The 12082-nt window shown below is 69.0% G+C and carries 12 protein-coding genes; 2 read left to right on the top strand and 10 right to left on the bottom strand.

Features of this window, described 5'->3' with window-relative positions; genetic code table 11:
- Nucleotides 1-144: 144 nt before the first annotated feature.
- On the bottom strand, nucleotides 145-618 hold the full coding sequence (locus NU688_RS05660; protein WP_257859544.1) for an OsmC family protein: 474 nt from the start codon (nucleotides 616-618) through the stop codon (nucleotides 145-147).
- A gap of 33 nt (nucleotides 619-651) precedes the next feature.
- Complete coding sequence (locus tag NU688_RS05655) at nucleotides 652-1494, bottom strand: helix-turn-helix domain-containing protein (protein WP_257859543.1); 843 nt, start codon at nucleotides 1492-1494, stop codon at nucleotides 652-654.
- Between the two features lie 117 nt (nucleotides 1495-1611).
- Here NU688_RS05655 and NU688_RS05650 point away from each other — a divergent pair, with 117 nt between their 5' ends.
- Together NU688_RS05650 and NU688_RS05645 are read left to right on the top strand one after the other, a co-directional pair.
- A complete protein-coding gene (locus NU688_RS05650; RefSeq protein ID WP_257859542.1) occupies nucleotides 1612-2586 on the top strand; it encodes a tripartite tricarboxylate transporter substrate binding protein in 975 nt (324 codons plus the stop codon).
- Between the two features lie 19 nt (nucleotides 2587-2605).
- Nucleotides 2606-3451: a PhzF family phenazine biosynthesis protein gene (locus tag NU688_RS05645; RefSeq protein WP_257859541.1), complete on the top strand. Its 846-nt coding sequence runs from the start codon at nucleotides 2606-2608 to the stop codon at nucleotides 3449-3451.
- Nucleotides 3452-3457: 6 nt separating this feature from the next.
- Here the strand turns inward: NU688_RS05645 and NU688_RS05640 are convergent, their stop codons facing one another.
- Genes NU688_RS05640 through bluB form a run of 8 tightly spaced genes read right to left on the bottom strand, consistent with a single transcriptional unit; the run spans nucleotide 3458 to nucleotide 12081 of the window.
- Nucleotides 3458-4186, bottom strand: a complete 729-nt coding sequence (locus tag NU688_RS05640; RefSeq protein ID WP_257859540.1) for an LrgB family protein — start codon at nucleotides 4184-4186, stop codon at nucleotides 3458-3460.
- Nucleotides 4183-4536, bottom strand: a complete 354-nt coding sequence (locus tag NU688_RS05635) for a CidA/LrgA family protein (RefSeq protein WP_093433160.1) — start codon at nucleotides 4534-4536, stop codon at nucleotides 4183-4185. The genes NU688_RS05640 and NU688_RS05635 overlap by 4 nt, the downstream gene beginning before the upstream one ends.
- Nucleotides 4537-4540: 4 nt before the next feature.
- Nucleotides 4541-5545, bottom strand: coding sequence for an aminotransferase class I/II-fold pyridoxal phosphate-dependent enzyme (locus NU688_RS05630; RefSeq protein WP_257859539.1), 1005 nt, complete (start codon nucleotides 5543-5545; stop codon nucleotides 4541-4543).
- On the bottom strand, nucleotides 5542-6510 hold the full coding sequence (cbiB, locus tag NU688_RS05625; protein WP_257859536.1) for an adenosylcobinamide-phosphate synthase CbiB: 969 nt from the start codon (nucleotides 6508-6510) through the stop codon (nucleotides 5542-5544). Before cbiB ends, NU688_RS05630 begins: the two co-directional genes overlap by 4 nt.
- A gap of 21 nt (nucleotides 6511-6531) precedes the next feature.
- Entirely contained in the window at nucleotides 6532-10566 is a 4035-nt protein-coding gene (gene cobN, locus NU688_RS05620; RefSeq protein ID WP_257859535.1) for a cobaltochelatase subunit CobN, read from the bottom strand.
- Nucleotides 10563-10919 carry a DUF2149 domain-containing protein gene (locus NU688_RS05615; protein WP_257859534.1) on the bottom strand — a complete coding sequence of 119 codons (357 nt, stop codon included), beginning with the start codon at nucleotides 10917-10919 and terminating at the stop codon, nucleotides 10563-10565. Before NU688_RS05615 ends, cobN begins: the two co-directional genes overlap by 4 nt.
- Nucleotides 10916-11389 carry a MotA/TolQ/ExbB proton channel family protein gene (locus NU688_RS05610; RefSeq protein WP_257859533.1) on the bottom strand — a complete coding sequence of 158 codons (474 nt, stop codon included), beginning with the start codon at nucleotides 11387-11389 and terminating at the stop codon, nucleotides 10916-10918. The genes NU688_RS05615 and NU688_RS05610 overlap by 4 nt, the downstream gene beginning before the upstream one ends.
- Nucleotides 11389-12081 carry a 5,6-dimethylbenzimidazole synthase gene (bluB, locus tag NU688_RS05605; RefSeq protein ID WP_257859532.1) on the bottom strand — a complete coding sequence of 231 codons (693 nt, stop codon included), beginning with the start codon at nucleotides 12079-12081 and terminating at the stop codon, nucleotides 11389-11391. Before bluB ends, NU688_RS05610 begins: the two co-directional genes overlap by 1 nt.
- Nucleotide 12082 lies beyond the last annotated feature (1 nt).

Raw genomic sequence — 12082 nt, 5'->3', positions numbered from 1 at the left:
GAGCGGTTGATGTGCGCAGGGCATCGGGTGCTCCCCGCAGCGAAATCAAGGAGGAGGGGCGAAGCCCCGGGGGACATTCGCGGAGGGGAGTACCCGGTGGCCTGCGCACACGCCCTGAACAAAGGCAGGCACGCTGTGCTGTCGCTAGTCAGCCCGATAGACCGGCTCGCAACGCACGTCCGTCTTCACCGAATTAGCGATGAAGCACTCCTCGTGCGCGCGGTGGTGCATGTGCTCGATCTGCTCGCGCGTGGGCAGGTTCTCGCCCGAGAACGTGACCTCGGGCCGGAGCGTGACCACGGTCATGGCCATCTTGCCCTCGGCGTTCTTCTCCATCACGCCGCTCGCTGCATCGAAGTAACGGTCGACGCAGAACTTGCGCTTCACTGCCATCGTCAGGAACCACAGCATGTGGCAGCTCGAGAGCGACGCCACGAAGGCCTCCTCCGGGTCGACCGCCGATGCATCGGAAAACGGCAGCGGCACCACGTGCGGCGACGACGAGCCTGCCCATTCCGCGCCGCCGTCGAAGCGCAGCGAGTGCCTGCGGCTGTAGGTGTTGGCCAGGAAGTCCTGGTCGCCTCGTTGCCACAGGATTTCTGCGGTGTATTCGGACATGGTCGTCGTTCTCCGTGAGGGTTGTTCGTTGATTCAGTGGCGCGGCGGCGCCGAAGCGCGGATCTGCGCGGCCGTCACGGCCCAGGCCTTGCCGAGCATGCGCGAGAGATAAGAGCCCGACTCCCACCCCACCTGCTGCGCGACCGAGAGCACCGAGTCGTCGGTGGTCTCGAGCAGGTAGCGCGCGCGCTCCAGGCGCTTGCGCTGCTGGAATTCGAGCGGCGACACCTCGAAGGCGGTCTTGAAGATCCGCTCGACCTGCCGCCGCGAGAGCCGGTGCCGTTCGGCGAACGCATCGAGCGCCAGCGGACGCGCGAGGTCCGCCTCGATGTCGTCGGCCAGCAGCGCGGCGAGCACCTGCGCGGGCGCACCGCGATCATTCGGCTGCACGAGGGGATGGGCCGTGAGCCGCGCGGCTTCCATGACGAGCGCACCGCAATGGGCGACCAGGCCTTCCTCGGTCTCGCCCGCCTGCGCCAGCGACAGCATCTGCTGCGACAGCGCGGTGAGCGCAGCGCTGCCCGCGCGCATGCCTTGCAGTGGTCGATGCACGCCCTGGGCACGCAACGCCGTCTCCCAGAATTCGGAATCGACGTACACCGCGACATGCGTCTGGCGCAATGTCTGCGCGCTCGTCGCGTGGGCCGCGCCGGCCGCGAACCAGAGGAAGTGGCCGGGCGAAGACTGCAGCGGATCGCCCTGCGCATCGACGATGTCGAAGCGGCCCGCGAGCGGCACGAAGAGCATGTCGCAATCGTGCGCATGCGTGCTCGTTGCGTAGCCCTCGCGCGCATTCGCCACCATCGTCGCCTTGTGGGCGAGCCGGTCGATGAACGGCGAAATCCGCAGGCCGGGCTGGGCGTCTTTCGTGGGCATGGGGGATTGTCGCCAATGTCGCTTTCGTGCGCGCGGGTGTCGCGATCCGGCGCACCTCGGTTGCAGCCTTCGACAAGACTAGCCCGCATCCCACTGTCGATCCTGCAAGGAACCCTCATGACCCCCTCGTCCCTCGCGCGCACCGGCCTCCGCCTGGCTGCAGCCGGTGTGCTCGCAGCCGCAGCGGCCGCGCACGCCGCCTACCCGGCCAAGCCGGTGACCATCGTCGTGCCCTTCCCCGCGGGCGGCGGGACCGACGTGATCTTCCGCGCGGTGCAGGTGAAGCTGCAGGCTGAACTGGGCGTGCCGGTGATCATCGACAACCGCGCCGGCGCGGGCGGCACCGTCGGCACGGGCTATGCGGCCAAGGCCGCGCCCGATGGCTACACGCTGGTGGCAGCGACGACCACCACCATCGCCTCGGCGCAGGCCGTGTACCCCAAGCTGCCCTACGACCCGCTGGCCGACCTGACGCCGGTCGGCACGCTCGGCACCACGCCCTTCGTGCTGGTCGTGTCGCCCGAACTGCCGGTGAAGAACCTGGCCGAGTTCATCCGCTACGCCAAGTCCAAGCCCGGTGCGCTCAACTACGGCAGCATCGGCAACGGCACCGCGAGCCACCTGGCGGCGGAGCTCTTCAAGCAGCGCACCGGCGTCGACATGACGCACATTCCCTACCGCGGCGCGGCGCCCGCGCAGACCGACCTGATGGCGGGCCAGATCCAGGCGCTGTTCGACAACCCCGTCGCGCTCGCGCCGCAGGTTCGCGCTTCGCGCATGCGCGCGCTGGCAATCAGCCAGCCCTCGGCGGTGTTCCCCGAGCTGCCGACCTTCGAGGCCTCGGGCATCAAGGACTTCAAGCCCGAGCTCTGGTATGGCCTCATGGCGCCCGCCGCCACGCCCAAGGACGTGCTCCAGCGCCTGCGCACTGCCCTGGACAAGGTGCTGCAAGACCGCAACCTGCGCGCCGACATGATGAGCAAGGGCGTCGCCCCGGAAAGCCTGAGCCCTGAAGCGTTCGCGCAAAAGATCCGGGCCGACATCACGCTCTGGGGCGGCATTGCCCGCGCCGTCAACGCCAAGGCCGACTGAGGGAAGGAAGGAAAGAAAGATGACCATGCAGCTCGTTCGCGTATTCGCCCTGCCCGGCGCCGACACCGGCGGCAACCCGGCCCCCGTCTGGCTCGGTGCCGACGACATGACCACCGCGCAGATGCAGGAGCACACGCGCCTGAGCGGTCACGAATCGGTGTTCGTGCTGAAGCCGTCGAGCGCCGATCACCAGTTCCGCATGCGCTACTTCGTGCCGCGCCACGAAATGGAGATGTGCGGCCACGCGACCATCGGCGCACTGTGGCTGCTGCACGCGCGCGGCCTCTGGAATGGCGAGCCGGTGGCCGTCGAGACCTTGAGCGGAACGGTCGAGGGCCGGTATGTGCAGGGCACGGTCGAGATCAGCCAGCCGCGCGCCCAGGTGCAGGTCGTGGGCGATGCGCTGGTGCAGGAGATTGCGCGCTGCCTCGGCGTGGAGATGCGGCAGATCGTCGGCCCGGTGCTCAATTCGGCGACGAGCCGGGTCAAGACGCTGGTCCACCTCGAAAGTCTCGAGGTGCTGCACACGCTGCGCGTGGACCTGGGCAGCGTCGAGGCGCTGTGCGACCGGCTCGGCTCGACCGGCCTCTACCCCTTTGCACTCGCCGACAGCGCTGGCCCGGTCGTCAGCGCGCGGCAGTTTCCGCGCTCGTCCGGCTACCCGGAAGATGCCGCCACCGGCATCGCAGCGGCCGCGCTCGCTTGGGGCCTGCGCGAACAATCACTCGCGGGCGACGCGGCCACGCTCATGACGGTCAGGCAAGGCGAAGCGATGGGCTCGCCTTCGATGATCGGCGTGCGGCTGCCCGCGCGTGGTGATGAAGCGCAAGGCTGCTGGCTGCGCGGCGAAGCGCGAGCCATGTGAACAGCGTCAGGCGCCGAGCAGCTTGACCAACAGAGGCACCAGCAGTGCCGTCGCGATCCCGTTCAGCCCCATCGCGAGTGCCGAGAACGCGCCGGCCGTTTCATTGACCTGAATCGCGCGCGCCGTGCCGATGCCATGCGCCGCCATGCCGACCGCAAAGCCGCGCACCGCGGGCTCCTTGATGCGCAGCAGGTTCAACAGGCCGGTCGCCATGATCGCGCCCGAGATGCCGGCCACCGCAGCCGCCACCGCGGCCAGCGACGGCAGGCCGCCGATCTTCTCGGCCACGCCCATCGCGATGGGCATGGTGGCCGACTTCGATGCGAGTGACATGATCAGTTCGTGCGAGCCCCCCAGCGCCCACGCGATGCCGATGGCCGAGACGATGGCGGCCACCGATCCCACCAGCAGCGCCACACCGATCGGCAGCCACAGCCGCCGCAGCCGCGCGATCTGTCCGTAGAGCGGCACGGCCAGCGCCACGGTGGCCGGTCCGATCAGGAAGTGCACGAACTTCGCGCCTTCGAAATACGTGTCATAGGGCGTGCGCGTGACGAGCAGCACGGTGACGATGACGACCACTGAGATCAGCACCGGATTGACCACCGGGTTCGCACCACTGCGCCGGTGCAGCCACAGCGCGCCCAGGTACGCGAGCAGCGTGAGCGACAGCCACAGCAGCGGCGACTGCGCAAGAAAAACCCAGATCTCGGAGAGCTTCGCAGGCGCGGTCATTCCGCGTTCTTCCCGGTGATGCGGATCATCCAGCGGAAGGTGAGCGCGGTGACCGTCATGGTGAAGGCCGCGCCGACGATGCCGGCCGCGAGGAACGGCAGCCACTCGCGCCCCACCCGCTCGAAATGCAGCATGACGCCGGTCACGGCGGGAATGAACAGCAGCATCAGGTTGCGCAGCAGATGGCCCGAGGTGTCGGTCAGCGCCTGCGGTACGCCGCCGCGCACGAGCAGCGCGATGAAGAGCAGCACCATGCCGATCAGCGGCCCCGGAATCGGCAGGCCCAGCCACTGCACGAGCAGTTCGCCGGCCAGCTGGCAAAGGAAGAGCGAGGTGATGGCGTAGAGCATGTCTTCAATCTTCAGCGCAAGCGGCTGCGCGTGTCCAGGCCTGCTTCAGCGCCTGCTGGCTCTGCGGCGGCAGCACGCCCAGTCTTACGTGGCCCGGCAGGCCGAAGGAGGCGCAGTCGCGCAGCTTGATGCCGTCGGCGCGCAATGCGGCTGCGAGCCGGGGGTATGGGGTGTCGGTGCGGGCGCAGAAGAAATTGGTGTCGCTGGGCAGGCACTGCCAGTTCAGCGATTCGCAGAGGGCGCGTTGTTGTGCTTTCCAGGTGCGCAGGGTGTGCAGGCTTTGAGCAAGCCAGGCTTGTGCTTCGTCGCCGGTCCAGGTTTCGAGCAGCGCCACGCCGTGGGTGCCGATTGGCCATGACGGTGCGAGTCGTTCGAGCCGCTGCATCAGGGGCGCTGCGTCGTCGGGTGCGATTGCATAGGCAGCGCGGATGCCGGTGAGGCCCATGGCCTTGTTCGGTGTCCAGAGTTGCCAGACGCGGTTGCGCTGCGCGGCATCGAGCGAAGCCCGGCCTTCGAGGCGCAGCGGTTCGTAGGCCATGTCAAGCACGCAGGTGCCACTGGATTGCGCATGCAGCGCGAGATCGGCCTGCGCCTGCCCTAGCGGGCTCGACGGCTCGCAGCGCCAGTGCAGCGCCGCGCCATCGTGCGGCTCGGGCGCTCGATGCACCTGCAGTCCCCATGCCAGTGCTGCACGCTCATAGTCGCCGTAGCTGTGCGCTGGTAGCCAGACCTGCCGGCCACCGCTTTGCGCGACGGCCGCACTGATGCGATGGATGAACTCGCTCGCGCTCGCAGCGATCACGATGCGCTCGCCCGCGACACCATGAAATGCAGCGAGCCTTTCCCTCAACGACGTGTAGCGCGGATCGGGATAGTGCGCGGCATCGACCGCGTGCAATGCAGCCACCGCCGCCGGGCACGCACCGACCGCGTTGCCATTGGTCGAGAAGTCATGCAGCGCCGCGCCGGTCTCGTCGGGGCCGCCGTGCAGGCCATGGGTCAATGTCATGGCCACCCCGCCATCGCAACGATGGCCGCCGATGCGAACACGGCCGCCGCCAGCACCGCCCTGCCACCGAGCACCGCGGTACGTCGCGTGTCCTCTGCCGCGGCTTTCCGCCCTTCGCCATTCAAGGTGTAGACGCCGGGTTTCGCAAGCCGCACGCCGACCAACAGCGCCATCGCCGCCATCGGCCAGCCGCTGTTGGGCGACGGCGTGCGGCGCGCCTCGCGGCCCAGGTCCCTCGGCCATCGCCATGCTGCCAGGGCCAGCAGCAGCACGGTGATGCGCGCCGGAAGCCACGAGAGCACATCGTCGGCGCGCGCGGCCCATTTGCCCAGCCAGGTCCAGTCGCGGCCGTTGCGCAGACCCCGGTAGCCCCACATCGCATCGGCCGTGTTGGCGAAGCGGTAGAGCGCCGCGCCCGGCAGGCCGAGCAGCACGAACCAGAACAGCGGCGCCACCAGCGAGTCGTTGAGGTTCTCGGCCAGCGATTCGATGGCGCTCTCGCGCACCTCGCGCTCGCTGAGCGCGGACACATCGCGGCTCACCAGCCGGGCCAGTTGCGCCCGGCCCGCGTCGAGCGACACGGCCAGCGCCGCCTCGACCGCGAGCACTTCGTCGCGCAGCATCCGCCATGCGAAGAGCGGCTTCAACAACAGCCCCAGCAACACGGCCGCGGCCCATGCGGGGAGGTGCAGCGTGACGAGCGATTGCAGCAGCTGCGCCACGCACCAGGCCGCCATGCCGCCGAGGCACCACGTCAGCGCGCCGATGAAGAAGACTGGCAAGTCCACGCGCTTCGCCCGGTGGGGCTCCGGCGCGATGCGCGAGCCGATCCAGCCGAGGTACTGCCCCATCCACACCACCGGATGCAAGCGCGCCGGCGGCTCGCCCAGCCAGCGGTCGATGGCCAGCGCGAGCCATAGCGCCGCGACGGCGATGAGGGCATGGGCGAAAGAGAGAGCGGGCATGGGGGCCGTCATTCTCGCGAATCAGGCAGTGGTGGCAGCCGGATGTCGTGCCCGGCCGCGCCGCCACTGCGCGAAGGCGCCGAGCGCGATGAGCAGGGCCGCGCCGAAGGCGACCCAGAGGCGGAGCACCACGCCCTCGGCCTTCGGGGACGGCGCCTCATCGGGCGAGGGGTCGAGCTTGAGGCCGGTCACGGGCTGGGCACCGTCGTCATGCGCGGGTGCGGCCTTGTCGGGCGACGGTGCAGGCGAAGGCACGGCCGCCGGCGCTGCCGCAGTCGCCTTCTGCGCTTCAACCGGCACAGCAACCCGCTGCGCCAGTTCCACCTGCACGAAGCGCTGCACCGCCGCATTGCGCTCGCGAAGGCCCGTAGCGCGCACGGCCTCGGCATAGGCCGTTGCCAGTTCGCGCCGCGTCGCAGCATCGGGCTTCCAATAGTCCAACCGCACCGCATCGAGCATGCGCTCCAGCGTCTGCGCGAAGGCGGCTCGGTTGTCGCCTTCCAGCCATTCGCGCGTGCCCAGCTTGTATCGGTCGCGCACATACACGTCGTGCAGCGACTGCCACTGGTCCTGCCGCACGGTGCCAGGCGCGGTGACCTGCCAGCCCCAGAGGAACTGCGCGGTCTTGAGCACCTGCAGCGTGCCGCTGTAGCCCTCAGCCCTCTGCGCGGCGATCCACTGCGGGTGCAGGTAGCGCGTCTGCATTTCGCGGGCGATGGCGCCGGCGGCGGTGTCGGTGCGCACCGCGCCAGCGTCGCGCAGGTTCTGCACGTAAAGCGCCGGGTCCTTGCCGGTGAGTTGCCGCACGGCCTGCGCGATGCCGCCCAGGTACTGGAACGGATCGTCGTTGGTGAGCACGCCGTAGAGGTTGGAGGTGCGCGCCATCAGCGCCGCATCGACCTGCGCGAGATTGCCCGCGTAGGCGCCGGTGCGCCGGGCACCATCGAGCCCTTGGCCGTAGGCGTATCCCATGCGGTCCATGTAGAGCTGCGCCATCTGCGCATCGCCGCCGCCGCGCCGCTGCGAAGTCCACACATCGCTTGCGAGCGCAGCCTCCTCAAGCCCGGCGCCGTAGCTGCCCTGCTCGTTCGAGAACACGCGCGCGGTCGACCAGCGTTTCGCCTCGGCCGGCGTGGCACCTTCCGCGCGGAGTTTGCGGGCCAGTGTCTCGCTGTGTTGCGCGACGGCGTTGCCGGGTTCATTCAGGGCCGCCACCTGCTGCACCGCTTCGTCAAGCCAGCGCATCACGTTCGGGAACTGGTCGCGGTACGAACCGGTGACGCTGACCAGCACGTCCATGCGCGGCCGTTTCAACGTCGACGCGGGCAGTATTTCGATGCCCGCGATGCGCCCTGCCTCGTCCCAGCGCGGCTTCACGCCCATCGCGTAGAAGGCCTGGCTCTCCAGCACACCCTGGTGGCGCGAGGCTTCGCCGGCCCAGAGGGTGAAAGCGATCTTCTCGGGCGGCCTGCCGGCATGGGTCTTGGCGTGCTCGGCGATCCATGCGTCCATCGCGGCGACGCCGACGTCCCAGGCGGCGCGCGTCGGCACGCGGCTCGGGTCGAAGCCGTAGAGGTTGCGGCCGGTCGGCAGGCTGTCGGGGTTGCGCACCGGGTCGCCGCCGTAGCTGGCCTTGAGGTAGCGGCCATCGAGAGCGGTGAGCAGGCCTTCGATTTCCTCGTTGTGCGCGAGCGCGGCGTCGATCTTCCGGGCGCGCTCTGCCATGGTTCGCAGTGCTTCAGCTTTCGCGGCATCCGCGCCCATCGTGCTCGCGGCATCGGCATCCTTAAGCGCCACTTCGATCCATCGCGCCGGGCGCGACGCCGCGATGTTCTTCGCGTCGATCAGGAAGGCCTCATGGACGTCTTCGCCCAACGCCTCGGCCAAGGGCTTGCCGAGGATCGGCAGGATCGTCATGCGGCGCCGCTCCGCGTCAGGTGCCTGCCCGAAAGTGGCAAGGCCCAGCGGCTGCGCGGTCTGCGTCAGTTCGTCCAGGTACGGATGCAGCACCGCGATGAAGCCCGTGAAGTCGGCGCGAATGCGCGCGGGCGTCCATTTGAGGTCGCGGTCGTAGTGCTGCTCTACGAACTCCGCGGTGAGCTGCCTTTCCATCGCGGCCTTCACCGGCCCGAGCGACAGCGTCTCCCAGTCGTGCATGCGCTCGTGCATCGCCTGCACGCCGGGGCGAAAGCCCGCGGGCGCGAACATCGGCGTCGAATGGCTCACCATCGTCGCGCGGCCGCGGCGCTTGGCGGTGGTGGCTTCGCCGAGGTTGTCCATGATGTACGGGTAGACATTCGGCAGGTCGCCGAGCGCGAGCAGCGGATCGTCCTGCACCGAGAGCCCGCGCTCCTTGCCCGCCGACCATTCGACCGTGCCGTGCGTGCCCACATGCACGACCGCATTCGCACCGAACTGCGTGCGAAGCCAGAAGTAGGTCGCGAGATAGCTGTGGCTCAGCGGAATCGCCGAGCGGTGAAAGACCTGCTCGGCCTTGCCCGCCACCTGCGTGCCGGGCTCGAAGCGCGGCGGCTGGCGCAGCACGACGACATTGCCGAACTGCACGCGCGGGATGACGAAGGCCGGCTCGCCTGCGACGGGCCGCAGCATGGTCGACTTTTCGGGCGGCCCCCAGTAGGTCTCGATGCGGCGCTGCGTCTCCGCGGGCAGTGCACGAAACCACGCGACATAGCGCGACAGCGGCAGCGAATCAGCCAACCCCTTGTCGAGCAGCGGCTGCAACACATCGCCGCCATCGACCGGGTAGTACGCCTTCATCGTCGCCTGCACCTGCGCGATGAGCGCGTCCGCACCGGGTATCTCGGTGCGGTAGCCGGCCGACTGCATCGCCGCCAGCATGTTGTTCACGCTGCGCGGCACGTTGAGAAACGAAGCGCCGAAGTTCGTCTCGCCCGGCGGATAGTTGTAGACCAGCATCGCGACGCGCCGGTCCGCGGCCGGCGTGCGTTGCAGCCGCAGCAGCGCAGCCGCCTTGCCAGCCACGGCGTCGATCTGCGCGGGCAGCGGCTGCAGCGTGCCGATGGCGGCGTCGCGCGCGCTCACGAGCATCGGGTCGGTCATGCCGGCCAACTCGCTGGGGCTGTAGTAGGCGGCGATGTCGGTCTGCGCGAGGCCGTCCTTGCTCCCGGCCCACTGCGTGGCATCCATGGCAAGCGACGGCAGCGTCTGCAGCACCGGCACGCCGATGCGTTCGAGATCGGCCTTGCGCTCGTTCGGCGTGAAGACCAGCGAGGCGTTGACGATCAGGTCGGCCACGCGGCGCCCTTCTTCACCGGCCGCATGCGTCATGCGAAAGAACAGGTCCTTCTGCTGGCGCGGGCCATAGAAGGCATAGGCACGCAGGCCGCGCTGTTCGAGCGCGCCGATCAGCGTGTCGAGCCAGCCGGTGTCGTCGCCCGTCACGGTGGCGCTGTTGACGGCGATGGCGACGGTTCCTGCGGTGCCGGGCAGCTTGTCCACCGCCGCGATGTCCGTTTCGATGCGAGGCCAACGCGGGTGATAGAAGCCCGACAGCGGCGTCGGCACGGGCGGTGGCAGGCCGTTCACGTCGTCGATCTGCGCCAGCGCCTTCATCGCCGACTTCAAGTTGGCCGTGCCCGCGAACCGCCAGTACTCCCGCAATCGCTGTGCCCAGACCGCATCGACGCCGCGCTCGGCGGCGAGCGGCGCCGCGCTGGCGCTTTGCCCCTTGGCGACAAGCGCGAACTCGCCGATCAGCACATACGGCGCGGCACTGCGAGAAATCACATCGCCGAACCGCGCCGCCGCGGCCTGCGCCACGCTGATGTGCGGCGCGTCGATCACCAGCAGCCGCGCACCACTGAGTGCCGAAGCCAGCGCCTCAGGCGAATCCTTCGCGGCCGACACCACCTGCAGCGGCAAGCCCACCTCGTGCGCCGCCTCCTGCAGCCGCACCACGCGCGCCGGGGACACCAGCGATGTGCTCAGCACCACAATGCGCGAAGGCTCGTCCGGCTCGGCGTGCGCACAGACCGCCAACGCCATCAGCAAAATCCAAGCGAAGAACCGTGTCACTTCCCGCCCTGGGCAGCCGGAACCGCATCGGCCGGCACATAAACCATCGTTCCGTCCTTCAGCCGCCAGGCCGTGCCGGCCTTCTCGCCGTCGCCCTGCCCCGTCGCACCGCTGGCCTTGAAGCGCGTGACCTTCTGCCCCTCGCGCGTGATGATCTCCATGTCCGGCTTGCCCTCGTTGCGGATGATCGTGACCTTGTCCTGCGCGAACGGGTTCATCGGGTTGTTGATGACCGCGATCATCAGCATGCCGATCACCACCATGAACACGTCGATGAGGTTGATGGTCGAGAGCACCGGGTCGTCGTCATCGGCGTCCAGGCTGCTCAGGATCGAGAACTGCCTTCGGGTCATGACAAGCGATCCCGCGCATCGAGCACCGTCACCAGCTCACGCATCAGCCAGCGCCGGCGCACCGTGTAGACCACGAAGGTGATCGAGGCCGAAGCCAGCGCCACGATCACCGCGGCGAACGCCGGCGCAAGGCTCTGCGCCACGCCTTGCGATTCGCCCGACGCAACGGCCACCAGCGCCGGCCCCATCGGGATCATCGTGGCGATCAGCCCGAGCATCGGCGCCACGCGGCTGCACAGGCGCACGCCTTCGAGTTGCTTGAGCACCACCAGCTCCATCTGCTCCTGACTCGCATCGGCGTGGCGCTGCAACGCGAGCACCCGCGACGGATCGCGGCGGCGCTGCAGGTACTCGATGCCGAAGGCGCCGAGGCAATACACCGCATAGACAAAAGACAGCAGCACGCCGAGCGTCACCGGCCAGAGGAACAGGCGCGCGAGTTCGAAGAGAACGGTATCGAAGGCCGGCATCAGGCGGGTTCCACGGCGGATGGGGTGAGAGAAAACAGGTCCGACGGCCGGCCCCAGCATTCATCGAACACCAGCGCCGAGAGCGGCTCGCGCTTCGCCCAGCGTTCCCGCTGCAGCATCGGCTCTTCGTAGAAATCGTGCACCGGGCCGAGACACAGCAAGGCGATGGGCTCGGCGCCTTCGGGCAGGCCGAGCAAGGCGCTCAACTCGACCGGATCGAACAGCGACACCCAGCCCATGCCCAGCCCTTCGGCGCGCGCCGCGAGCCAGAGGTTCTGGATCGCGCAGGAGGCCGAGGCCAAGTCCATCTGCGGCAGGGTGCGGCGGCCGAACACATGCTTGTCGCGATCGTCGGCGAGCGACACGGCCAGCAGCTCGGCCGCATCGAGCAGGCCCTGTACCTTCAGGCGCATGAACTCGTCTTCGCGCTCGCCGAGGGCACGCGCCGTGAGCACACGTTCGCGCTCGACCGCGTCGTGCAGGCGCCGGCGCAATGCGGTGTCGCGGATGCGGATGAAGCGCCACGGCTGCATGAAACCGACGCTGGGCGCCTGGTGCGCCGCTTCGAGCAGCCGGCACAACACCTCGGGCGCGACCTCGCCACCCGCGAAGTGCCGCATGTCGCGCCGCTCGCGGATGGCGCGGTACACCGCCTTCGCCTCATCGGCCGCGAATGCGTGCTGCTGCGCCATC

Origin of the sequence: Variovorax sp. ZS18.2.2, assembly GCF_024701975.1 — a bacterium.
Taxonomy (GTDB): Bacteria; Pseudomonadota; Gammaproteobacteria; order Burkholderiales; family Burkholderiaceae_C; genus Variovorax.
This window is presented reverse-complemented; position numbering and strand designations above follow the sequence as displayed.